The organism is Enhydrobacter aerosaccus (assembly GCF_900167455.1).
Classification (GTDB): domain Bacteria; phylum Pseudomonadota; class Alphaproteobacteria; order Reyranellales; family Reyranellaceae; genus Reyranella; species Reyranella aerosaccus.
On record NZ_FUWJ01000012.1, the window covers coordinates 63,442 to 86,431 of the forward strand.

Annotated in this window: 25 protein-coding genes; 15 read left to right on the forward strand and 10 right to left on the reverse strand. The window is 64.1% G+C overall.

Going from position 1 to position 22,990, the window contains the following annotated elements; all coding sequences use genetic code 11:
• Position 1 precedes the first annotated feature (1 nt).
• The 13 genes from B5D62_RS27740 (at position 2) to B5D62_RS27800 (ending at position 12,422) form a co-directional block, all read left to right on the forward strand.
• The gene (locus B5D62_RS27740; RefSeq protein ID WP_085937316.1) at positions 2–784 is read left to right on the forward strand and encodes an NADH-quinone oxidoreductase subunit B family protein; all 783 of its coding nucleotides are present in this window, start codon (positions 2–4) and stop codon (positions 782–784) included.
• On the forward strand, positions 774–2,063 hold the full coding sequence (locus B5D62_RS27745; protein WP_085937317.1) for a Ni/Fe hydrogenase subunit alpha: 1,290 nt from the start codon (positions 774–776) through the stop codon (positions 2,061–2,063). Before B5D62_RS27740 ends, B5D62_RS27745 begins: the two co-directional genes overlap by 11 nt.
• A gap of 1 nt (position 2,064) precedes the next feature.
• Positions 2,065–2,556 (forward strand): hydrogenase maturation protease, encoded by a 492-nt coding sequence (locus B5D62_RS27750; protein WP_085937318.1) that lies wholly within the window; start codon positions 2,065–2,067, stop codon positions 2,554–2,556.
• On the forward strand, positions 2,549–2,812 hold the full coding sequence (locus B5D62_RS27755; protein ID WP_085937319.1) for a hydrogenase maturation nickel metallochaperone HypA/HybF: 264 nt from the start codon (positions 2,549–2,551) through the stop codon (positions 2,810–2,812). Before B5D62_RS27750 ends, B5D62_RS27755 begins: the two co-directional genes overlap by 8 nt.
• A 27-nt stretch (positions 2,813–2,839) precedes the next feature.
• The gene (gene hypF / locus B5D62_RS27760; RefSeq protein WP_085937402.1) at positions 2,840–5,140 is read left to right on the forward strand and encodes a carbamoyltransferase HypF; all 2,301 of its coding nucleotides are present in this window, start codon (positions 2,840–2,842) and stop codon (positions 5,138–5,140) included.
• Positions 5,131–5,367 (forward strand): HypC/HybG/HupF family hydrogenase formation chaperone, encoded by a 237-nt coding sequence (locus B5D62_RS27765; protein ID WP_085937320.1) that lies wholly within the window; start codon positions 5,131–5,133, stop codon positions 5,365–5,367. Before hypF ends, B5D62_RS27765 begins: the two co-directional genes overlap by 10 nt.
• Positions 5,364–6,473, forward strand: a complete 1,110-nt coding sequence (hypD, locus tag B5D62_RS27770) for a hydrogenase formation protein HypD (RefSeq protein ID WP_085937321.1) — start codon at positions 5,364–5,366, stop codon at positions 6,471–6,473. The genes B5D62_RS27765 and hypD overlap by 4 nt, the downstream gene beginning before the upstream one ends.
• On the forward strand, positions 6,466–7,536 hold the full coding sequence (gene hypE, locus B5D62_RS27775; protein WP_085937322.1) for a hydrogenase expression/formation protein HypE: 1,071 nt from the start codon (positions 6,466–6,468) through the stop codon (positions 7,534–7,536). The genes hypD and hypE overlap by 8 nt, the downstream gene beginning before the upstream one ends.
• 164 nt (positions 7,537–7,700) lie before the next feature.
• The gene (locus B5D62_RS27780) at positions 7,701–9,077 is read left to right on the forward strand and encodes an MFS transporter (RefSeq protein ID WP_085937323.1); all 1,377 of its coding nucleotides are present in this window, start codon (positions 7,701–7,703) and stop codon (positions 9,075–9,077) included.
• A 102-nt stretch (positions 9,078–9,179) separates the two neighbouring features.
• Positions 9,180–10,142, forward strand: a complete 963-nt coding sequence (locus tag B5D62_RS27785) for an ABC transporter substrate-binding protein (protein WP_085937324.1) — start codon at positions 9,180–9,182, stop codon at positions 10,140–10,142.
• The gene (locus tag B5D62_RS27790) at positions 10,139–10,927 is read left to right on the forward strand and encodes an ABC transporter ATP-binding protein (protein WP_085937325.1); all 789 of its coding nucleotides are present in this window, start codon (positions 10,139–10,141) and stop codon (positions 10,925–10,927) included. The genes B5D62_RS27785 and B5D62_RS27790 overlap by 4 nt, the downstream gene beginning before the upstream one ends.
• Complete coding sequence (locus B5D62_RS27795) at positions 10,924–11,682, forward strand: ABC transporter permease (protein ID WP_231714962.1); 759 nt, start codon at positions 10,924–10,926, stop codon at positions 11,680–11,682. The genes B5D62_RS27790 and B5D62_RS27795 overlap by 4 nt, the downstream gene beginning before the upstream one ends.
• A complete protein-coding gene (locus B5D62_RS27800) occupies positions 11,679–12,422 on the forward strand; it encodes an ABC transporter permease (protein WP_231714963.1) in 744 nt (247 codons plus the stop codon). The genes B5D62_RS27795 and B5D62_RS27800 overlap by 4 nt, the downstream gene beginning before the upstream one ends.
• A 77-nt stretch (positions 12,423–12,499) precedes the next feature.
• Here the strand turns inward: B5D62_RS27800 and B5D62_RS27805 are convergent, their stop codons facing one another.
• The 3 genes from B5D62_RS27805 to B5D62_RS27810 form a co-directional block, all read right to left on the reverse strand.
• The gene (locus B5D62_RS27805) at positions 12,500–13,381 is read right to left on the reverse strand and encodes an isocitrate lyase/PEP mutase family protein (protein ID WP_085937326.1); all 882 of its coding nucleotides are present in this window, start codon (positions 13,379–13,381) and stop codon (positions 12,500–12,502) included.
• Positions 13,382–13,589: 208 nt separating this feature from the next.
• The gene (locus tag B5D62_RS34225; RefSeq protein ID WP_269435136.1) at positions 13,590–13,721 is read right to left on the reverse strand and encodes a hypothetical protein; all 132 of its coding nucleotides are present in this window, start codon (positions 13,719–13,721) and stop codon (positions 13,590–13,592) included.
• A gap of 78 nt (positions 13,722–13,799) precedes the next feature.
• Positions 13,800–14,348 carry a MarR family winged helix-turn-helix transcriptional regulator gene (locus tag B5D62_RS27810; protein ID WP_085937327.1) on the reverse strand — a complete coding sequence of 183 codons (549 nt, stop codon included), beginning with the start codon at positions 14,346–14,348 and terminating at the stop codon, positions 13,800–13,802.
• Between the two features lie 199 nt (positions 14,349–14,547).
• Between B5D62_RS27810 and B5D62_RS27815 the strand changes: the two genes are divergently transcribed.
• Positions 14,548–15,810, forward strand: coding sequence for a Rieske 2Fe-2S domain-containing protein (locus B5D62_RS27815; protein ID WP_085937328.1), 1,263 nt, complete (start codon positions 14,548–14,550; stop codon positions 15,808–15,810).
• Positions 15,811–15,821: 11 nt separating this feature from the next.
• Positions 15,822–16,802 (forward strand): Bug family tripartite tricarboxylate transporter substrate binding protein, encoded by a 981-nt coding sequence (locus tag B5D62_RS33540; protein WP_170921174.1) that lies wholly within the window; start codon positions 15,822–15,824, stop codon positions 16,800–16,802.
• Between the two features lie 69 nt (positions 16,803–16,871).
• Here B5D62_RS33540 and B5D62_RS27825 read toward each other — a convergent pair whose 3' ends face one another.
• The 7 genes from B5D62_RS27825 to B5D62_RS27855 are packed head-to-tail and all read right to left on the reverse strand — an operon-like array spanning position 16,872 to position 22,979.
• The gene (locus B5D62_RS27825; RefSeq protein WP_085937329.1) at positions 16,872–17,846 is read right to left on the reverse strand and encodes a Bug family tripartite tricarboxylate transporter substrate binding protein; all 975 of its coding nucleotides are present in this window, start codon (positions 17,844–17,846) and stop codon (positions 16,872–16,874) included.
• A complete protein-coding gene (locus B5D62_RS27830; protein ID WP_085937330.1) occupies positions 17,843–18,655 on the reverse strand; it encodes an alpha/beta fold hydrolase in 813 nt (270 codons plus the stop codon). The genes B5D62_RS27825 and B5D62_RS27830 overlap by 4 nt, the downstream gene beginning before the upstream one ends.
• Positions 18,656–18,657: 2 nt before the next feature.
• Positions 18,658–19,611: a cupin domain-containing protein gene (locus B5D62_RS27835; RefSeq protein WP_085937331.1), complete on the reverse strand. Its 954-nt coding sequence runs from the start codon at positions 19,609–19,611 to the stop codon at positions 18,658–18,660.
• A 28-nt stretch (positions 19,612–19,639) separates the two neighbouring features.
• A complete protein-coding gene (locus B5D62_RS27840; protein WP_085937332.1) occupies positions 19,640–20,431 on the reverse strand; it encodes an IclR family transcriptional regulator in 792 nt (263 codons plus the stop codon).
• A 9-nt stretch (positions 20,432–20,440) separates the two neighbouring features.
• Entirely contained in the window at positions 20,441–21,199 is a 759-nt protein-coding gene (locus B5D62_RS27845) for an SDR family oxidoreductase (RefSeq protein WP_085937333.1), read from the reverse strand.
• Positions 21,196–21,999 (reverse strand): ABC transporter permease, encoded by an 804-nt coding sequence (locus B5D62_RS27850; protein WP_085937334.1) that lies wholly within the window; start codon positions 21,997–21,999, stop codon positions 21,196–21,198. Before B5D62_RS27850 ends, B5D62_RS27845 begins: the two co-directional genes overlap by 4 nt.
• Positions 21,996–22,979: an ABC transporter substrate-binding protein gene (locus B5D62_RS27855; protein WP_085937335.1), complete on the reverse strand. Its 984-nt coding sequence runs from the start codon at positions 22,977–22,979 to the stop codon at positions 21,996–21,998. The genes B5D62_RS27850 and B5D62_RS27855 overlap by 4 nt, the downstream gene beginning before the upstream one ends.
• Positions 22,980–22,990 lie beyond the last annotated feature (11 nt).

A 22,990-nucleotide genomic window follows, 5' to 3' on the forward strand; every position in this document is an offset into this window, starting at 1 on the left:
CATGCCGACACGGTCGAAGAAGCCGCGACTGGCGGTGTGGAAGTTCGCCTCGTGCGACGGCTGCCAGCTCACCCTGCTCGACTGTGAAGACGAGCTGCTGGCGGTCGCCGGCGCGATCGACATCGCCTATTTTCCGGAGGCGACCCGCGGCAAGATCGAGGGCCGCTATGACCTTTCCCTGGTCGAAGGCTCGATCACAACCCCGCACGATGCCGAGCGCATCCGCGAGGTGAGGCGGCGATCCGCTACCCTCGTGACCATCGGCGCCTGTGCGACGGCCGGCGGCATCCAGGCCTTGCGCAATTTCGCCGACGTCAAGGAATACGCCTCCGTCGTCTATGCCAGGCCGGACTATATCGACACACTCGCGACATCGACGGCGATCGCCGATCACGTCGCGGTCGACTTCGAACTGCGCGGCTGCCCCATCTCCAAGAAGCAACTGCTCGAGGTGATCGCGGCATATCTCGCGGGACGGCGCCCCCAGGCGCCCGCGCACAGCGTTTGCGTGGAGTGCAAACACAAGGGCAATGTCTGCGTGATGGTGGCGCACAAGACGCCCTGCCTCGGCCCCGTCACCCATGCCGGCTGCAACGCCCTCTGCCCGTCCTACGGTCGTGGCTGCTACGGCTGCTACGGTCCGATGGAATCTCCCAATGCCGTGTCGCTCAGCCAGTGGCTGAAGCCCCTGGGATTGGACGAACGGGATCTTCAACGCCTCTACCGGACCTTCAATGCGAATGCGCCCGCCTTTCGCAAGGAGAGCGAGCGCCATGGCCCGTAAGACCATCAAGGTCAATTACCTCAGCCGCGTCGAGGGCGAAGGATCGTTGAAGGTCGTGGTGCGCGACGGCATCGTGCGCTCGGCCGAGCTCGGCATCTTCGAACCGCCGCGCTTCTTCGAAGCCTTCCTGCGCGGCCGATCCTTCGCCGAAGCGCCGGACATCACGTCGCGGATCTGCGGCATCTGCCCGGTGGCCTATCAGATGAGCGCGGTCCATGCGATGGAGAATGCATTGGGCGTTTCGATCGACGGCCCGCGGCGCGACCTCCGGCGATTGCTGTATTGCGGCGAATGGATCGAAAGCCATGCGCTGCACATCTACATGCTGCATGCTCCAGACTTCCTGGGCTTCAACGGCGCCATCGACATGGCCCGCGAGCATGGCGACATCGTTCGGCGCGGCCTTGGCCTCAAGAAGGCCGGCAACGAGATCATGTCGTTGCTTGGCGGACGCGAGATCCATCCGATCAATGTGCGCGTCGGCGGCTTCTACAAGGTTCCAAGACGCCGCGAGCTCGCTACCCTGGCGGAGTCGCTGAAAGCAGCGCGTGATGCCGCCATCGAAACCGTGCGCTGGGTCGCGGGCTTCGAGTTTCCCGACCGCGAGCGGGACTATGTCTTCGTCGCGCTCAGCCATCCCGACGAGTACGCCCTGAACGAAGGGAGAATCGTCTCGAATCGCGGCCTCGATATTCCCGCAAGCCAATACGAGGAGCATTTCGAGGAAAGCCATGTCGCCCGTTCCACGGCCTTGCAGGCGCGCCTCAAGGATGGGCGCTCGTACCTGGTCGGCCCGCTGGCCCGGTATGCCTTGAACTTCGATCGGCTCTCGCCGCTCGCTCGCGAGATGGCGCGCGATGCCGGCCTCGGCCCGGTCTGCCGCAATCCCTTCAGGAGTATCGTGGTCCGTGCCGTCGAGGTGGTTTATGCCTGCGACGAAGCCCTGCGAATCATCGAGGGTTATGAAGAGCCAGCCCACGCGGCCGTCCCGGCCGAGGGTCGGGCCGGCACGGGCTATGGCGCGACCGAAGCGCCGCGCGGCCTGCTCTATCATCGCTATCGGCTGGACGCCGATGGCAGCATCGCCGAAGCGCGCATCGTGCCGCCGACCTCGCAGAACCAGGCCAGCATCGAAGAAGATCTTGCCGGTTTCGTGCAGGACTCCCTCGATCTGCCGGACGAGGCCCTGCAACATCGCTGCGAACAGACGGTGCGGAACTACGATCCCTGTATCTCCTGCGCCACCCACTTCCTGCGCCTCGAGATGGATCGGGCCTGACATGGAAGGAGCCGCCGGGCGAACCCTCGTCATCGGGATCGGCAATCCCGCCCGGGCGGACGATGCGGTCGGCCGTGTCGTTGCGCGACGGTTACGGGCCGGCGAGACACTGCCCGGAGTCGAGATCGCCGAACTCGAGGGAGAGACGACTTCCCTCCTCGCTCTGTTCGAACGGGCCGATGTGGTCATCCTGATCGATGCCTGTGCGTCAAATCGGGCACCTGGAACGATCCATCGCTTCGACGCGCAGGCAGGCTCCCTGCCTGCGACAGCATTCAACGTCTCGACCCACGGCCTCGGCCTTGCTGAGGCGATCGAACTCGCACGCGTGCTCGGACAGTTGCCGCCTCGGTGCATCGTCTATGCCATCGAAGCAGCATCGGTCGAGCCGGGTCAATCGCTGTCACCACAGGTAGCAGCCGCTGCGGATACGGTATGCGAGCGGATATTCACGGAGCTGGCGTCGGCAGCAGGAGAGTCGCAACATGCATGAGGCCTCGCTCATGACCAACCTCATGCGCCAGATCGACCGGATCTCGCAGGCCGAGAAGGCCAACCGTGTCGTGACTGTCTCCGTGTGGCTGGGCGCGCTGAGCCATATGTCGCCGGAGCACCTTGCCGAGCATTTCGTGGTGGCCGCCAAGGGTACGGTGGCGGAAGGAGCACAGTTGCGCACGACGGTATCCGATGATCCTGGACATCCCAACGCTCAGGACCTCCTGCTCCAAAGCGTCGAGCTGGACACCTGACGCGCCATGGCCGCTTCAGAGACATCGATGGCTCTCGTCACCGGCATACGCCGGCGGCAGCGCATCGAGGTGCACGGAGCGGTACAAGGCGTGGGCTTTCGACCCTTCGTCTATCGGCAGGCCACGGCACTGGGCCTGACCGGCTGGGTCGCGAATTCAATGGCTGGCCTCACCGTAGAGGCCGAAGGCGATGCGACCGATGTCGCGACGTTGATCGATGTCCTGCAGCAACCTCCCCTCCCCAATACCCGCATCGCCGGCATATCGGTCTGCGACGTCGCGCTTCGGGGTGACGCCGGCTTCTCCGTCCGCGCGAGCGAGACTCTCGGTGCCTGCGCCGCCCAGATCCAACCCGATATCGCCACGTGCCCGGCCTGCCTGGCCGAATTGTTCGATCCCGCAAATCGCCGCCATCGCTATCCCTTCATCAACTGCACCCAGTGCGGACCGCGCTACAGCATCGTCGAGGACCTTCCCTACGACCGAGTGCGGACATCGATGCGCCATTTCACCATGTGCCCCGCCTGCCAGGCCGAATACGATAATCCAGCCGACAGGCGCTTCCATGCCGAACCGAATGCCTGCCCCGTGTGCGGTCCGCGACTGTCGCTTTGGAACGACCAAGGCGCGCCCCTGGCGCAGGACGAGCAGGCTCTGCAGACTGCAGTCGCGGCCATCCACGCCGGCAAGATCGTCGCCGTGAAAGGCATCGGCGGCTTTCACCTCATGGTCGATGCCCGCAATGACGATGCCGTTCGCCGCCTGCGCGTCGGCAAGAGACGGCCAGAGAAGCCGTTCGCGGTGATGTTTCCCGACCTCGGCGACGTACGTGCGAGCTGCCGGGTCGATGCCGAGGCAGAGGTTCTGCTCGCGGGGGCCGCCCGGCCGATTGTCCTGCTGGCTCACGAGGGCGGACCCATTGCCCCATCCGTCGCTCCGGACAGCCGGCGGTTGGGCGCCATGCTGCCATACTCGCCCCTTCATCATCTGCTGATGGCGGAACTCCGCTTCCCCGTCGTCGCGACGAGCGGCAATGTCAGCGACGAGCCGATCGTGACCGAGGAGGCGTCGGCGCCCGAGCGGTTGTCGGGATTAGCCGATCTCTTTCTGGTTCACGATCGCCCCATCGTCCGGCCGCTCGACGATTCAGTCGCTCAGATCGTTTGCGGGCGCCCGCAACTGCTGCGTCGTGCTCGCGGTTATGCCCCCGAAGCGCTCGCCGCCAAGAATGTCGGCGACGGCATCCTTGCCCTTGGCGGTCACCTCAAATCCGCCGTCGCGCTCTCAACCCGTGCCGGCATCCTTGTCAGCCAGCATCTGGGCGATCTCGAAACGTCACGCGCGCGCGAAGGCTTCCGTCAGGCGCTGGCCGAAGTCACCCACCTGACACGTCAGCACCCGCGCCTCGTCGCCCGCGACCTGCATCCAGACTATGCCTCGAGCCGGGCCGCCGATGCCTCCGGCGTGCCGGTCGTCGCCGTTCAGCATCATGTCGCCCACATTGCCGCGTGCCTCGGCGAACATGGGCTCGAGCCGCCGGCCCTTGGTGTTGCCTGGGACGGTACCGGCTATGGGCCCGACGGGACCGTCTGGGGTGGCGAGTTCATCCACCTCACCAAGGGAAGATGGCATCGCGTCGCGAGCCTGCGGCCCTTCCGCCTTTCCGGGGGTGACGCCGCCGCCCGCGAACCGCGCCGCTCTGCACTCGGATTGTTGTACGCGGCGTTCGGCGAGAAGGCCTTTTCAATGACCGATCTACCGCCGGTCGCGACATACACTGCGGCAGAGTTGGCGATCCTGGGGACCGCGATGGCACGCGGCATCAACGCGCCATCGACCTCCAGCGTCGGCCGCCTGTTCGATGCCTTTGCGTCGTTGTGCGATCTGCAGCAACGAACGAGCTACGAGGGACAGGCCGCTCAGCGGTTCGAAGCGCTGACCGGGGGCGGCATCCCCTACGACCTTCCCATCCGAGCCGGCGCCGACGCGGCAGCCCCATTTCTGGTGGATTGGCACCCGGCCCTGGAGGCCATGCTGGCGGACCGCCACAAGCCTGCCGATCCCAGCGCCGTCAGCGCGGCTCTGCATGGCGGGCTGGTTCGCGCGATCGTCGAGGTCGCGAGGCAGGTCGGCGAACACCGCGTGGTGCTGACAGGGGGATGCTTCCAGAATGTACGTCTGACCGAAGCGGCGGTATCGGCGCTGCAGGAGGCTGGGTTCACGCCCCTCTGGCATCAGCGGATTCCACCCAACGACGGCGGTATTGCCCTGGGGCAAGTCGCCTGGACCGGCTGGCTGGAAGCGAAAGGAACCTCGTCATGTGCCTAGCCGTTCCAGGACGCATCATCAGCCTCTCCGACGAGCAGACAGTGATGCGCACCGGCAGGATCGACTTTGGCGGGCTGATCAAGGAGGTCAATCTCGCCTATGTGCCCGAAGCGAGGATCGGGGACTACGTTCTCGTCCATGTCGGCTTCGCCCTCACCGTCATCGACGAAGCGGAGGCGGAGCGCGTGATCGGGCATCTGCGTCGGATCGATGAGCTGTCGGCATGAAATTCCGCGACGAGTATCGGGATCCTGCCCTTGCCCGCAGCCTCGTGGATCGCATTGCTTCCACGGTTACCCGTCCCTGGACGCTCATGGAGGTCTGTGGTGGTCAGACACATGCCATCGTCCGCTTCGGTATCGACCGACTGCTGCCCCTCGGGCTCGACCTCGTACACGGTCCCGGCTGTCCGGTGTGCGTCACGCCCGTCGAATACGTGGATAAGGCGATCGAGATCAGCCAGAGCCCGAACGTCATCTTATGCTCCTTCGGCGACATGCTGCGCGTACCAGGCAGCGAAGGCGATCTGCTCGCGGCAAAATCGCGTGGCGGGGACGTCAGGGCGATCTATTCCCCGCTCGATGCCCTCGACATCGCCCGCGACAATCCGCAACGGCAAGTCGTGTTCTTCGCCGTCGGGTTCGAGACGACCGCCGTGGCCAATGCCATGGCGGCGTACCGTGCCCGGCAGGAAGGGCTGAGCAATTTCTCGATGCTGGTCTCGCACGTGCTCGTGCCGCCGGCCATGCGCGCCATCCTCGACGCTCCGACAAATCATATCCAAGGCTTCCTGGCCGCCGGCCACGTCTGCACGGTGATGGGCACCGAGGAATATGAACCGCTTGCCCAACGCTATCGCGTGCCGATTGTCGTTACCGGATTCGAACCGGTCGATATCCTGGAAGGAATCCTCCTTTGCGTCAGCCAGCTCGAGGCCGGCCGAGCCGAGGTGGAGAACCAATACAGCCGCTCCGTCCGTCGAACCGGGAATCAGGCGGCGCAAAAGATCATGCGCGACGTCTTCAAGGTCCGGCCCCGGCGCTGGCGCGGCATCGGCGACATTCCCGAAAGCGGCTTCGGTCTGGCCGACGCCTATCGGGATTTCGATGCCGAACATCGCTTTGGCGCCGTCGACACCGAAGACGAGCGGACCGGTGACTGCATCAGCGGTCTGGTTCTGCGCGGTGAGCGCAAGCCGCCCGAATGTCCGGCCTTCGGCACGCGCTGCACGCCCGAGCATCCACTCGGCGTTACGATGGTGTCATCCGAAGGCGCTTGCGCCGCCTATCATCGCTATGGACGGCCACGTTCGGCAGAGCCTCGCCATGAGTGACGGGAGCAAGAAAGGGAGAGACGGCACCTTCGCGCTGACCTGCGCGGTGCCGGATTCCGGCAATGACACGATTCAGCTTGCGCATGGCGGTGGTGGTCGCGCCATGGCGCGATTGTTCGACTCGATCGTTCGGCCCGCCTTCGACGATCCCGAGCTCGACCGCCGCCACGATGGCGCCGTCCTGCCCATTGAGGGCGCTCTTGCCTTCACCACGGACTCCTATGTGGTCAAGCCGCTCTTCTTCCCGGGCGGCGATATCGGCACGCTGGCGGTGAACGGCACGGTCAACGACTTGGCCATGTGCGGCGCCAAGCCCCTTTATCTCAGCGTCGGCTTCATCTTGGAGGAGGGCTTCCCGCTCGCCAGCCTGCGCCGCATTGCGTGCTCGATGCGCGATGCCGCAAGAGCAGCCCATGTCAGGCTCGTTACCGGGGACACCAAGGTGGTCGATCACGGCAAGGCCGACGGAGTCTTCATCAACACGTCGGGTGTGGGGCAGATCGTGGCGCCGACGCCCATCGGCCCCAACGCGATCTGCAGCGGCGACGCGATCATCCTGAGCGGAGATATCGGCCGACACGGAATGGCGGTCATGGCCGCACGCGAAGGATTTGGTTTCGAGACGCCGATCGAAAGCGATTGCGCGCCCATCGCGGCTCCGGTCCTGGCATTGATCGAAGCGGGCATCGGCGTTCACTGCCTGCGCGATCTTACGCGCGGCGGGCTGGCGAGCGCCCTGGTCGAGATCGCCGAAACAGGCCGACAGGCCATCACCATCGATGAGACGGCGGTGCCGGTGCGTCCTGAGGTCGGGGCCGCATGCGAGTTGCTCGGCCTCGATCCGCTGCATGTCGCCAACGAAGGACGGTTCGTGGCTTTTGTCTCCCGTCGGGACAAGGACCGGGCGCTGGAGGTGCTCCGACGTCTGGACATCACGAGCGGCGCGGTGGTCCTTGGCGAAGTGCACGATGGTCCTCCCGGTCAGGTTTCCTGTCGCGGTCCACTCGGTGTCGATCGCGTCCTCGACATGCTGAATGGCGAGCAGCTTCCGCGAATCTGCTAACTGGCGGGTCGCCTGAATCTGACTCGAGCGTCACGTTCTCATCGCGGAATGTACCAGCCGCCGTCTGTTGTGCACCCGTTTGCGCCTCCTCTAGCCTCGACACTGCGACAAAGGGCTAGCACCGCAAGAAACAAACAGCAAAAGCGCCGAAGGGGGAAACACTGATGAGTGTTGCAAACCAAGGAGCACTCACCGCCGGTGAACGCTTGGACCGCCTACCCTTCGGAAAGCCTCACTGGCGAATCCTGGGGTTGATCGCCAGCGGGATGTTTCTCGACGCCATGGAGCTTTATCTGGCCGGTGGCGTTCTCGGCGCACTCGTCAAGGAAGGCTACTCAACCGTCGCCCTGAATGCGCAATTCATTTCGTGGACCTTCTTCGGCCTCGTGATCGGCGCCTGGTCGGCCGGCGTGCTGGGTGATCGCTTCGGCCGGCGTTTCTGCTACCAGCTCAATCTCGCCATCTTCGGCGTGGCCTCGCTTGCGGCAGCGGCAGCACCCAACATGCAGGCGTTGATTGCATGCCGTTTCGTCATGGGCATCGGTCTCGGGGCGGAGATCGTCATCGGCTACGGCACCCTTTCGGAGTTCGTGCCGGCGGCCGTTCGAGGCCGCGCGATCTCGATGCTTGCCCTCATCACCAACATGGCGGTCTTCGTCGCAGCATTTCTCGGTCTCTGGATCATCCCGAACTTCGGCTGGCGCTACATGTTCGTGATCGTGGGGGTATCTGCCATTGGCGTGTGGTTCCTGCGAAAGTCCATGCCGGAATCGCCGCGCTGGCTCGAGACGAAGCGGCGTTTCGACGAAGCGGACGCGATCCTGAGAAAGATCGAGGCGGATGCCGGCGTGACGACACCGGTGCGGCAGGCCAGGGCCTCGATCCCCGAGGATACGGTGCCGGTCTGGATCGTGTTCTCCCGCCCCCTCCTCAAACGTACCCTGATCGGCATCCTGTTGAATGTCGTCATGGGATTCTGCCTTTATGGATTCCTGGGGTGGCTGCCGACCTTCTTCGTGAAGCAGGGTTTCAGCATCGCCTCGTCCCTGCAATGGACAACAGTCATGGGGCTGGGCGGTCCGATCGGCGGCCTTATCGGGCTCCTCGTCGCCGACCGCTATGGCCGCAAGTGGACAGTGGTGGTGAGTTCACTCGTGGCGGCCGCCACAGGCGCCATCTATCCCACCGTGCATGACCCGTACCTGCTGATGGCCGTGGGCTTCGTTCTTGTCACGGCCGCCTACGTCATCGTTGCCGTCGGCTTCGCGCTTTGGACGCCCGAGCTATACGAGACGCGCTATCGCATGCGCGGTGCGGCCGTGTGTGGCACGGCGGGGAGGCTCACGACCGCGGGCGTCCAATTCGTGGTCGTTGCCCTGTTCAGCTGGGGCGGCGTTTCGGGTGTCGTCGGCCTACTCGTCTTGTTGCTGCTCCTGCAAGCGGCCGTCTTCGCGGCCTTCGCCATGGAAACGAAGCAGAGGGCTCTGGAGGAGATATCCCAGGAAGATGGCCTGGCGGTTCGCGCTTCCCTGGCCGATTGAAGGCAGGGCTCGTAGGCTGACCTGACAAGACCGGGATTCTCGGACGGGACTTCACCGAGATCACGCAAAGAAAATGGACGAAGAACAAATTGGGAGGGATACATGAAACTGCGAGCCGTCCTTCTTGCGTTGGCAGCCATCGTTTCCGGTGGCGTCGCCCATGCAGAGACAATCACGGTCACGCACTGGGGAGCCGCATTCTATGGCGCGCCCTACGCGGTGGCGCGGGCGAAGGGCTACTTCCAGCAGCAAGGCGTGAACGTCACCGATTTCCTGACGTCCACCGGCGGCGGCACCTCGGTCAGGAATACGCTCGCCGGTGACCTGCCGTTCGGTGAGGTCGCCTTGCCGGCAGCGGTGGATGCCATAAACCACGGCCAGCCGCTCAAGATCATCGCCGGCGGCGTCAATAGCGTCGGCGATATTCTCTGGATCGCCAAGAAAGGCTCGCCGCTCACCTCGATCAAGAGCCTGATTGGACGACGCGTCGGATACACGTCGCCGGGATCCGTGACAAACATGCTGATCTTGATGGCCTTGAAGGCCCAGGGTATCGAGCCGTCCCAGGTCAAGCTGGTCGCCGCCGGCGGCATCGGCGCGAATCTCGCCGCGGCCATGAGCGGAGCGCTCGACGCGGCCATGACCGGCGAGCCCACCTGGTCGGAAAACATCGACAAGGTACAGCCCGTCTTCTGGGTAAAGGATGTCCTGCCGGCGAACATGACCCAGACCGTCTGCGTGACGACCGACGAGTACCTTGGAACGGGCGCCACGAAACTTCGAGGTCTCATCGCCGCCCGCAGGCAAGGCGTCGAATTCATCAACAGCAACCCGGACGAAGCCGCCGATATCGTCGCCAAAGCCTATTCCGGCGACGCGGCGCTTTATCGCCGCGTGTTCCGCAACCTCGTGTCGATCCACTACTGGTCGGACGGGCGATTCGATCTCGAGGGGATGAACCGCATGGTCGAGGGCCTGCAGATCGTCGGCAAGCAGACGGGCCCGGTTGACTGGTCCAAGATCGTCGATCGGTCCCTGCTGCCTGCAGACCTTGCCAGCCAATGACGGCAGTTCACGCGGAGCTGCGTGGCATTACGCGCATCTACAGCGGAGCCAGAGACGTCCACGCACTAGGGCCGCTCGATCTCGACATCGCCCGTGGCGAATTCTTCGCCGTTGTCGGCCCGTCGGGCTGTGGCAAGTCGACATTGCTCGATGTTCTGGCCGGGCTGGCCGCGCCGACACAGGGCACCGTGACCTTCGAGGGCAAGCCCGTGGTCGGCAGCGTGCCCGACGGGATCGGGGTCGTCTTCCAGGAAGATGCGAGCTTTGCCTGGCTCGACGTTGCCGACAATGTCGCCTTCGGTCTCCGCCGCGCCGGCGTCGATCCGACGGAGGTGAGACGCCGCGTCGACTATGCGCTGGGCTTCATGGGCCTGGCCGATTTCCGCCGCGCCTATCCAGCCCAGCTTTCGGGCGGCATGCGTCAGCGCGTCTGCATCGCCCGCACGCTCGTGATGCAGCCGCGTCTGCTCCTGCTCGACGAGCCGTTCGGCGCCCTGGATCAGCAAACGCGGCTGTTGATGGGCGACGAACTCCTCCGGCTATGGCGGGAAACGGGCTCGACGGTTCTGCTGATCACGCACGCCCTGGACGAAGCGGCCATGCTCTCCGACCGCGTGGGCGTCATGTCGGCGCGACCGGGCCATTTCATCGACCTCGTCACCACAGGATGGCCGCGCGAGCGCGACAGCCGCATCGTTTCCGACCCCGGCTTCGGCGTCATTACGGCCCGTCTGTGGTCTTCCCTGCGCGCCGAGTCGATGAAAGCAATAGGAAGGACGAAATGAAGGGCCGGCAGGCCGCGATGGCGGTGCGGGTGGCCGTGGTCGCCGTTTTTCTGCTGTTGCTCGAGGTGCTATGCCGATCCGGTGTGATCAGCCCTCTGGTCATGATCCCGCCGAGCGCCATGCTCATCAGCCTGTGCGAGATGCTGCTGGCCGGAGACCTTACGGACGATATTGTGCGCACCTTCGGCACCGTCGCCGTGGCGTTTGCGGCAGCGACGGTGGTGGGATTTGCCGTTGGCGCGCTTGTGCACGCCCTTCCCCGCTTGCGCCGCGCGCTCGATCCCATCCTGGCGTCCTACTATTCGGTACCTTTCTTCGTGTTCTACCCGCTCCTGGTCGCCTTGCTGGGCCTCTCCGTTCTGCCGCTCATCGCCATTGCCTTCGCCTTCGCCGCCCCCGCTGTCGTGATGTCGACATTGCTCGGTCTCGATCGCGTGCCGCCCGTGCTCTTGAAGGTGGCCCGCATCCATCGTCTGGGTCCAGCCTCGACGGTCTTCCACGTCGTCCTGCCGGCGGCATTGCCGAGCATCCTCAACGGCATCAAGCTCGCCCTGGCATATGCATTCATCGCCGTGATCGCCGGCGAGTTCATCTTGTCCGGCGGCGGTCTCGGCTACCACATCGCCTATGCCTACGAGAGTTTCGACAACAAGACCATGTACGGTCTCATGCTGTTCGTGCTGGTGAGTGCCATCCTTCTCAATGGCCTTTTGCATATGTGGGAGGGGCGCCTGCTGCGCCGGCGTCAGCGGTGAGCAGATTCACGCGCGCAACCGATCTCGCGGTCTTCACGATCGTCATACTGGCCCTATGGCAGTGCCTCTACGATTATGCCGGCGAGGTTGCCATCACCGCCCCCATGGCCACGTTTCGCAACGCCGGGGACCTGCTGGTGAAGCCCGAATTCTGGCCGAACGTCGGCGCGACGATGCTGGCTTTCGCCTACGCCTTTGCGATCTCGGCGGTAGCCGGAGTTGCGCTGGGCGTCCTGCTCGGCGTTCGCCGCTTCGCGGGCGAAGTCGCCGAACCCATCCTGGCCGCGATCTACACCATTCCGAAAGTGACCCTGTACCCGGTCATGCTGCTCGCCTTTGGGCTGGGAATGTCGGCCAAGGTTGCGTTCGGCGTCATCCACGGCGTGATTCCCATCGTCCTGTTCACGATGTCGGCCGTGAAGAACCTGTCGCCGACGCTGCTCCGGACGGTTCGGGTCATGCGATTGACCGGCTGGCAGGCCGCCAGCACCGTCATCGTGCCGGCGATCCTGCCGGAGGTCATATCGGGCCTGCGGGTGGGGTTCTCGCTGACCCTGCTGGGCGTCCTCATCGGCGAGATGTTCGCCTCGCAACGCGGCCTGGGATTCCTGATCATCAACGGAATCAACGGCCACAATGTCCGGATGATGACGGCCGTCACGCTGATCGTCGTGCTTTTCGCCGTCACCGCCAACAGCCTCCTGCTCGCACTGGATCGGCATATCCATCATCACCGGTAGAAAAGATCTGCCGGCCGGAATCCAGGACCGATGCCGGACCACGCGCTTGCGGTGATCCGGTGCGCTTCTCGTTCGGATTATTCGGCAGCTTGGGTCGAGGGTTGGCGGAACCGCGTACGAAGAGGATCCCAATCGTCGGCTCCGACACGGGCAAAGGCCTGCCGCACGGTCATGTGGTGACCCGGCGTAGGATGGCGGTGATTCTTCTTCAGCGCCGCCAGGACATCATCGCAGGCGGACATCACCGTCTTGAACAGAAGGCCGGGAACGATGGCCAAGCGATAGCCCATCGCCTGGACGTCACGCAGGTCGAGATCGGGAGTCTTCCCACCCCAGACGACGTTCAGCAGGCAAGGCCCCTTCACCAGTTTCGGGACCGCCGCAACCTCCTCCATCGTCTGCGGCGCCTCGACGAAGGCCATATCGGCCCCGGCTGCCAAAGCGAGATTTGCCCGCGCAATCGCTTCATCGAACCCCATCCGGGCTCGGGCATCGGTTCGCGCGATGATCGTGAAATCGGGATCGACCCGCGCCGAGGCGGCCGCGCGGATCTTCGCCAGCCAGTCTTCACGAGGCACGATCTCCTTGTCGTCCAGATGGCCGCATTTCTTGGGGAAGCCCTGATCCTCCAGATGCAGCGCGGCCACGCCACGGCGTTCATACTCGCGCACCGTCCGCACCACGTTCAGCTCGTTGCCATAGCCGGTATCGGCATCGGCAATGACCGGAACCTTCACCGCCCTGGTGATGCGCTCGGCGTTTTCGGCCATTTCACTCATGGTGACCAGGCCGTAATCCGGAAAGCCGATCGTCGCCGCCGTTCCCGCCCCCGTCATATAGATCGCCGGGAATCCTGCCTGGTCGACGAGACGGGCGGTAATGCCGTCATAAGCGCCAGGCGCGATCACCATGTCACTGCCTGAAAGAAGCGCTTTCAATCGTGTCGCATTGCTCGTCATGACTTCCTCCGCTTCATCGTTATGAGCACGTCGCGATTGCTCGCCGAGCCCGAACCGGTCGTACGGAGCCTGGCGCATCACCGAAGGCGGCCCAGTCGCCGGCGCGACGACGCATATGGTCTAGTCTGCCCCTAGATTTGCGCGCTGTCTCGGGTGGAGGAACCGCCTCTTCCACGGATCGAACCCGCCTGAAAGGCGACAGACAGCGTCAGTCGAGGCTTGCCCCGGTCCGTTTGACGATCGGTTCCAGGCGGGCGAGATCACCGGTCAGGATCTTCCCGAGTTCCGGCGGCGTGCTGGAGGCCGGCTCCGCGCCGAGGGCAATCACGCGCTCGCGCACGCTGCGCCGACATCAGGTCGGCTGCAGGAGCGTGTTCAACCGACCGATCACCTCGTGACGATCGTCTATCAGGAGATCCTATTCGAATGATCCATCCACTGCCGGATTCGCTTCGAAATCGAGCAGGATGCGCTCGCAGAGTTTCATCATCAGCTCGCGTTCCTTCCGCGAGAGCGATATCTGGCTTTTTGACAGGATCGAGTCATCGGCCAAGCTCTCGATCGCCTGGTCAGCGATGTGTTTACCCTTAGCGGTCAAGTGGACGAGAAAACCGCCTTTGTCCGCCGGATCGGCGCGACGCTTGACGAGACCTGCAGCCGTCAAGTGACCGACTTTCTTGGTAATCGCCCCCGAGGTTACCAGCAATGCCCGGAAGAGATCGGTTGGCCGGAGCGCGTAGTCGCCGCCGGACCGCCGCAGCGCGAGCAGCACGCGGATCTCCGAAGCGGACAAGCCAAAAAGTCGCTGCCATTTCCGGTCGCCCACCCGATCAACGATACGGCCGATGCGGATCAGGTAGATTGGCAGGAGGTAGTCGAGCGGGTCGAGGTCCGGACGTTCGCGTGTCCAACTTGTGGCAATGTCCCGCGCGGGGCTGCTCGTGATGGTCTTTCTCGTTCTCGCCATGGACGCTGAAAGCTCGGCCTCTCGGATGCGGTCGGACTATACGCGGCTGGCCCTTGACCGCCAATTCAGCAGGTGTCTTCCGGAAAGAGGCGTCACCTTCAATCGCGGACAGGGGGGTTGACAATACGTCTCACCAGGAAGACGAATAATAATTAATCGTCCTAGTAAGACGAATTGTCATCTGAAGGGAGCAAGCGCCATGATGAGCCAAACGGATAACGACCGTCTGTGCCGAACCGGCCCGGGCACGCCGATGGGTGCCGTCTTCCGTCGCTTCTGGCTGCCGATCTGCACTTCCGACCGCGTGTCGCTGCCAGGTGGGGCGCCACGCCTCGAGCGATTGCTGGGCGAGAACTTCGTCGTGTTCCGTAATGCCCAGGGTGAAGTCGGCGTGCTTGACGAGCTGTGCCCGCATCGCGGTGCGTCGCTGACCCTAGGCCGCGTCGAGGATTGCGGCATCCGCTGCATCTATCATGGCTGGAAGATCGGCAATGACGGCGCACTACTCGAGATCATGAACAATCCGGCGAACAAGCGACCGCCGAATGTGCGCGCTCCGTCATTTCCGGCGGTCGAGGCCGGCGGCATCGTATGGACCTACCTGGGGCCGCAGGAGCATCAGCCGCCGGTGCCGAATTTTGCGTTCATGGATCTGCCGGAGAACCAGCGCGTGCTGCTCCGGGTCGACGGCAACTACAACTGGATGCAGTCCCTGGAAGGCGGACTCGACAGCTCACATGTTGGCATCCTGCATTCGAACGCCGCGCGTCCAAATTGGAACGGGCCTTCCGAGATCAGGGTCGGCGCTTTCGAGGATACCGGCCCGGTGCTCGAGGTCGAGGACACCGAATTCGGCTATCACTATGCTGCCTTCCGTCGAGGCGCGCCCGGCCAACCGTCCAACGTGCGCATCGTGCCCTTCATCATGCCGAGCGGGCGCATCATTCCAGGCGGCGCGCTGCAAGGCGCCGGCAATCACACCATCGCCTTCGAGATCCCCATCGACGACGAGCACACCGCAACCTACACCGTGCGCTACGGCAGCGCGCCGATCAGCCGCGAGAGTCGCCTGCGCGAGACCGGTTTCGACGATCCCGAGGTCTATTCGCAGGAGCAGCAGCGCTTGCTGCTGACGCGGGCCAACTACAATCGACAGCGGCGCGACATCATGGATCGCAACTGGTCCGGCCTGAACGGCATCGCTTTCGAGGACACGGTGATCGCCACCTCGATGGGGCCGATCCAAGACCGTACGAAGGAGCACCTGATCGCCTCGGACCTAGCGGTTGCCCGGCTACGCCGGCGGTTGCTCGATTCGGCGGCGCGGCTCGAACTCGGGGAACCGCCGATCGGGGCGCATGCCGACACGCGGCTGATTTCGTCGATCGATGCGCCGGCCCCTCAAGGTGCGCATTGGCGGACCCTGGTGCCGAGCCACCGCGTCATCGCGGCGATACCGTGAGGTCCAAGCCCATGAAGCCAATGATCCTTCTGCCCGCTGCCCTTGGGCTTGTGCTCGTCGCGTTACAACCAGCTTCGGCGGCCGATGGGCCCGCGCCTTATCCCGACAAGATCGTGCGGCTCCTGGTGCCCTTCCCTGCCGGCGGCGCCGTCGACGTTGTGGCCCGCGCTTTGGCTGCGCGGCTCAGTGAGAAATGGAATCAGCCGGTCGTGGTCGACAACAAACCCGGCGCCAGCGGCGCTATTGCCGCCGCTGAACTCGCCCGAGCTCCCAAGGACGGCTACACATTGATGACGGGCGTCGGGACCAACACCTCGATTCTGAAAGTGCTAAAACCCAAGCTCCCGTTCGACCCGGTTGCCAGTATTGCGCCGGTCTCGCTGATCGCGACCTTCCCGAACCTCCTGGTCGTCCGGCCCGATCTGCCAGCCGCCAATTTCACCGAGCTCGTCGCGTTGCTGAAGGCCAATCCGGGTAAGTATACGTTTGCGAGCTCGGGTTATGGCAGCCCGCTCCACCTGGCCGGTGAACTGTTCAAAATTGCCACTGGCACCGATATTCTGCACGTGCCCTTCACGGGCAGCGCGCCGGCGGCGGCCGCCTTGATGGGCGGCCATGTCGACATGAGCTTCGACACCATGCCGTCGATCTGGAGCGCCGTACAGGGCGGCAAGCTCCGCGCCCTCGGTGTCGTAAGCGCGGAGCCCACGCCGGCCGCGCCCGAACTGCCTGCCCTGTCGAAGGGACTGCCTGAATTCGAAGTGACGTCGTGGGAAGGCATCGTGGCGCCGGCCGGAACGCCTGACACGATCGTCGCGCAGATCGCGGGCGACATCGCCAAGATTGCAAGCGACCCCGCGTTCGTAAACACCATGCAGGAAATGGGGGCGGTCATCACGACCGACACGCCAGTACAGTTCGCCGATTTCATCAAGCGCGACCACGACAAGTGGCAGCGGGTGATTGGCAAAGCGGGGATTACGGTGGAATAGGAATGCCGATGGGAAAGCGAAGCGGCGCGCTTTGCTGCCTTGGAGCCGCGTGAAAGGTGACAGACAGCGTCAGTCGAGGCTTGCCCCGGTCCGCTTGACGATCGGTTCCAGGCGGACGAGATCGCCGGCCAGAATCTTCCCGAGTTCCGCCGGCGTGCTGGATGCGGGCTCCGCGCCGAGGGCAATCACGCGTTCGCGCACGCTGACCGACATCAGGATCGGCTGCAGGAGCGCGTTCAATCGGTCGATCACCTCAGGCGACGTCCCTGCCGGGGCGAACAATCCGTGCCAGCCGGACGCCACATCGACGCCCAGAATGCCGTGCTCCGCCAGCGTCTTGACGTCGGGAAGCGCAGGCAGGCGGTTCGGCCCGATCACGGCAAGGGCCTTCAGCCTGCCAGCCTGGATATGCGACATGGTCGTGGCCGAGTCGAACATGTAGTCGATCTGCCCGGCGAGCAGATCGTTCACGGCCGGCGCCAACCCCTTGTACGGCACGTGGTTGGTTTCGATACCAACGGTCGTATTGAACAGCTCCGAGGCGATCTGGATCAGGCTGCCATTGCCGGCCGAACCGTAATTGAGCGTCTTCGGCTTGGACTTGGCGAGGGCAATGAACGACTCCACGGTGTCGACGCCGAGTTTCGGGTGCACTACGAGAATGAAATTGGTGCGCGCAGTCAGCGCCACCGGCGCGAAGCTCTTGACCGGATCGAACGGCAGCGAGCGGTACAGAAACGGATTGAGATTGAGCGTGCTACCGCCCGTGGCCAGCAGCGTGTAACCGTCCGGCGCCGCATGCGCCACCGAGGCCGCCGCGATATTGCCGTTTGCTCCCGGTCTGTTCTCGATCACGACGGGCTGCCCGATCTGCTGCGACAATGCCTCGCCATAGGCACGGGCGATGGTGTCGATCGACCCTCCGGCACTCACCGAAACCACGATGTGAATTGGCTTGAAAGGATACGGCTCCTGGGCATCCGCAGCTCGTGCGATGATGGCCGGCGTTACCGCCAGCAGCCCGATAAAGCTCCGCCGATTCATGTCGATGTACCTGAACGCTTGGAAAGAAAATTTGCAACCAGCTCGTTGAATGCATCCGGCTGCTCGAGATAGAGCGCGTGACCGGCGCCCGCCACGACATGGACTTCGGCGCCCGGCCACTGGGCCGCAATCGCGCGATTGCGAGCGGGAGGCGTGATGAGATCGTTGTCGCCGAAAATCACCTGACCAGACAGTCTGCTCGGCAGACGCTTGATGTCTGCCGTGATCTCTCCGGTCGACAACATGCGCGCCGCTTGACCGTATCCGCTTGCCCGAACGGATCCCATGGTATCGATCACGCGCTCCAGCGCCCCGGGAGGCGCCGTCGGACCGAGTAGTCGCGGTGCGCGCTTTTCAGCCATGCCTTGCGCGCCGAGCGTGGTTACATCGCCAATCCGTTGCTCGAGCAGTTTGAGACGTTCGGGTTCCGGCAGAGCACCGTGTCCGCCCGCGATGCTGCACAAGGTGAGCGACAGCACACGGTCCGGATGGTCAGCGCAAAAACGCGCCGCCGTGAGGCATCCAAGCGAATGGCCCAGCAGGTGGCACTCCCGGATATCCAGGGCCGTGAGGAATGCCAGCAGAGCCTCCGCATAGTCCGCTGCCGTCGGGCCGTCGATGGCAAGGTCGCTCGAGCCGCCATAGCCAGGCGCATCCCAGGCGACAACGCGCCATCTCCCCGACAGGCCGCCAACTTGCTGGTCGAAGGAGCGCGCCGCCGAGCCGATGCCGTGCAGCAGCACCAGGGGCTGGCCGGCGCCCTGGTCGAGGTAACTGAAGGTCCGACCACCCAGGTCTAGAACACGCACCGTCACGCCGCGACGAAGGCGACGGGATGCGGCGCAGGCGAACCGATGACCATCGTAAACTGCGCGTCCGAGACGCCGTCGTTTCGAAAGTAGTGCGGACGTCCCGCGGGATTGAATAGGAGGTCGCGCTCGCCCAGACGGCGCTCGATCACCTCACCATCCTGCTCCCAACCGACGATGATCGTGCCGCCGAGAACGAAATAGACATCCTCGACCTCCCGCACATAGGGCTTGATCGCCACGCCGCGCGGCAGGTGAATCATGTCCATGCTGTAGCTGACCGCTGGAGCGCCGCCTTCGCCGATATAGGCCATGCGGGCGAAGCCCGCCTTCTCCCAAACCGGCCGGCGGTCGCGATAGCGGACGATCTGTCCGGCAAGCTCGCGGTGCCGCCAATCGCTGCTCTCCGGCGAGAACGCCTGAACCTTGTCCGAGTTCGGCGCGCCGAACCGCCGCGCCAGTTCCAGGTCCTTGTCCTTGGGATGGCAGACATGCACCGGCATCTCAGGCGTGCCGCTGCCGACGGTGATCTGCATCAGCACCGGCTCGACGCCGTCATTACGGAAACCATGCGGACGGCCGCTCTTGTTGAGGAGCAGGTCCTTCGGGCCAAGCTTCACCTCGACCACCTCGTCTCCCCACACCGTGCCGACGGTCAGCACGCCCTGCAGCACCATGAAATGTTCGACCACTTCATGCGCGTGCGAGGCGGCGAACTTGCCGACGGGCTGATTGACCAGGCTGAAGGTGAAATGTTCGGCCTTCATCGTGCTCGGATCATTGGTCTTGGGCGATCCACCGGCTCCGACATAGCGCAACTGTGCGCGTAACAGATCCGGAAAACCGCGGCTGGCCGGAAAGGCATCCCAGTCGAAGGTCTTCTCCGTGAACAGGCCGGCATGGGCGCGCATCTCGGTTGCAAGCATACTCGGCTTCGACAGGTTGGTGTCTGGCATGTCACTTCCTCCGATTTGAATCATCTCGCTAACTTCTGCGCGCCAGCCAGCGGGAGATCTCGCTGGCTGCTTCGAGCACGGCATCCTTGAGTTCGCTATGCATGGCCTGCTCGTCGATATGGGCGTTGACGGCAGTAACGTTGATCGCCGCCACGATATGCCCGCCGCCATCGCGCACGGGAGCCGCGATCGCACTGACGCCCTCCTCGAAAAACGCCTGACTGACGGCGTAGCCCCGCTTGCGGTCATCCTGCAGCAAGGCCTTCAACGCCTTGAGAGTGGTCGGGGTTTGCTTCGTGAACCGCTGCATGGTGTGGCCGCGGAAAAGGTCGGCCAACTGGCTGTCGTCCATGTCGAGGATCGTCATCCGGCCCATGATCGTCGCATGAACCGGAAACCGCGTGCCGACGCTGACACCACTCGCGATGGTGCTGCGGGCGGGAAAGCGGGAAACGTAAACGATCTCAAGGCCGTCGCGGACGACCATATGCGACGACAGGCCCGTAAGATCGCGCAGCCGCTGCAGGACCGGCTGCGCCACCTCGACCATGTCGAGCGAGGCGAGATATTCGAAGCCACAACGCAGCAGCGCGGGCCCCAGGCTGAAGTGGCGCTTGCTCTCGTCGCACCTTAGATAGTCCATCGATTGCAGTGTCTGGAGCAGACGAAAGACCTTGGTTCGGGGAAGCGACAACCGACGGGCAATCTCGGGTGCCGTGAAGCTGCGATGCTCTCCCCCGAACAGCGACAGGATGCCCAGCCCCTGCGCAAGCGCCGGCACGATGTATTTGTTCTCAGCGAGGGCGGAATCGTTCGACATGCCTCGCCCTCAGTTGAACACGAAGCCGCCGTTGACCGGCACAAGCTGACCCGTGACGAATCCCGCCCCCTGGCCGAGGAGGAACACGATGACCCCGCTCACGTCCTCCGGCATCTGTGCGCGCGGCATGGCACGGCCGGAGACATAGAGACGCTTGCGTTCCTCGGGCACGTACTCGGTTGCCTCGACCAGGACCAGGCCGGGAGCAATCGCGTTTACGGCAATGCCATCCGGGCCGAGCTCACGGGCCAGCGAGCGTGTCATCGAGATCACCGCCCCTTTGCTGCCAACATAGTGCAGGAGGCGAGGCGCGCCCCACAGCGCCGTATCCGACGCCAAATTCACGATGCGGCCGCCCAGGCTTGACCGCCGGAGCAAGGGCGCCATCGCCTTGATCATCAGCCATGTGCCGCGAACGTTCACCGCCATCACCCTGTCCCAGGTGTCGATGTCGATTTCCTCGAACGTCTTGCCGCCGATTCCCGTGGCGATCGCGCCGTTGTTCACGAGGCCATCGATCGCGCCATAGCGGGCACCGACTTCCGCCCCCAGCGCCTCGATCGATCCGGGATCGCCGAGATCGACATCGAAAAATGCTGCCTCTGCCCCGCGCTGGCGCAGACTTTCGACGGTCGCCTCTCCCCAATCGCGGCGAATATCGGCAACTAGTATTTTCTCCGCGCCCGCCGCCGCGCAGGCTTCGGCGAAGGCCCGGCCCAGTCCACGCCCGCCGCCGGTTATCAGAATGGTGCGTCCCTGCAGGCTCATGTGGCCAACCGCGCCCGGGCAGGCAGGTAATGCAGTACCCGCGCCTCCATGGCGACGACGAGGCTATAGAGCGCGATGCCGATCACCGTCAGCAGAATGATGGTGACGAAGACCTTCGCCGTTTCGCCGGCACCCTCGGCAACGGTCAGCAGATAGCCCAGCCCCGTGTTTCCGCCGACCAGTTCGCCGACCAGCACGCCGATGACCGCCAGCGTCGCTGCAATCCGCAAGCCGGCGAAGAGCGACGGCATCGCCGCGGGAAACTCGATCTTCCAGAACACCTGGAAGCGGTTGGCCGTGAAGGCCCTGGCCAGCCGCACGATGTCCGGATCGAGGGCTCGCACCGCCCCCAGCACATTGATCATCACCGGGAAGAAGACGATCAGGATGCAAACAAGGATCTTGGGATAGACCGTATAGCCGAACCAGATGATGAACAGTGGCGCGAACGCCACCTTGGGCGCGATCTGCAGGGCAAGAATGTAGGGCGAGAGCACGAACTCCGCCGACGGCGACATGCCAAGCGCGAAGCCGCACACGATCCCCAGCGCCACGCCCAACACGAAGCCCACGCCGACCTGCATGGCGGTGATCGCAGTATGATAGAGAAGACGGTCATGGCCGAGCATCCGCAGGAACTCGCGCCATACCTCGCTGGCCGACGGGATGATGAATTGCGGGATGCCGAACATCCCCGGCCCCCACTGCCAGGCGGCGAGGAAGGCGATGAACAGCAGCGCGCTCAGCAACGCCTTGTTGCGGAGGCCAGGCTGCAGGACGGCAGACGTCGCGGCGCTCATTTCACGAACTGGTTGGTATAGAGGTCCTGCACCGGCGTCTTTGACCGGACGAGCCCCTCCTTGACGTAGAAATCCTGGAGAGCGGACAGCCGTGATTCGTCCATCTCGCCGAGCACCGCCTGGCCGCCATAGACATACTGGTTGTAGAGCTTGAAGGAGAGCGCGACGAAGTCCTCCTTGCCGGCCAGTTCCGGTGTCGCTTTCACGAAGTCGGCGGCGGCGGCGACCGGATCGGCCATGATATCCTTCATGCCCTTGAGCGTCGCACGGACGATTCTCTGAATGAGCTGGGGATTCTTCCTGATCGTCTCGTCGGAGGCGATGATTGCCTGAGCCATGCTCTTGAAGAGCCGGTCGGACGGAATCACCTCGATATTCTTTTTCGCCATCATCACCTGGGCCGTCCAATCGGGGGTGGAGGCGAAGGCATCGGACTGGCCGGCGAGAAAGAGTTTCCAGACATTGACCGGACCGACGGCCTGCGCGTTCACGTCGTCCTTGGTCATGCCCTGGCTCGCCAGCATGCCGAGCAGTGCGAAATAGGTCGTGTCCTGGTACGCCAGCACCGTGATCGTCTTGCCCTTGAGGTCCTTGACCGTGTCGAGGCCCTTGTCCTTGTCCATCACGAGCTGCATCAGTGCGCCGCCACCCAGCACGGCCACCGCCTTGACCGGTACGCCGTTTGGTCGAACGATGATCGGCGTGTCGCCGATGCCGCCGCCGATCACCGCATTGCCGGCCCCGACCTGCTTGGCGACATCGACGCCGCCCTTGCCGACCTGGAACTCGACATCGAGGTCTTCCGCCTTGAAGTAGCCGCGCTGCTTGGCCAGCACGAAGGGACCAAAGGCTGGAAGCGACAACGGCGCCGGCAACAGATAGGTGATCGTCTCGGCCAGGGCGGGGCCCGCCCCGACGGCCATCGCAGCGCCAAGCGCGGCGCCGGCCAGGGCGATCCTCAATCTCGAAAGCATCGGCATTGAAAGGCCCT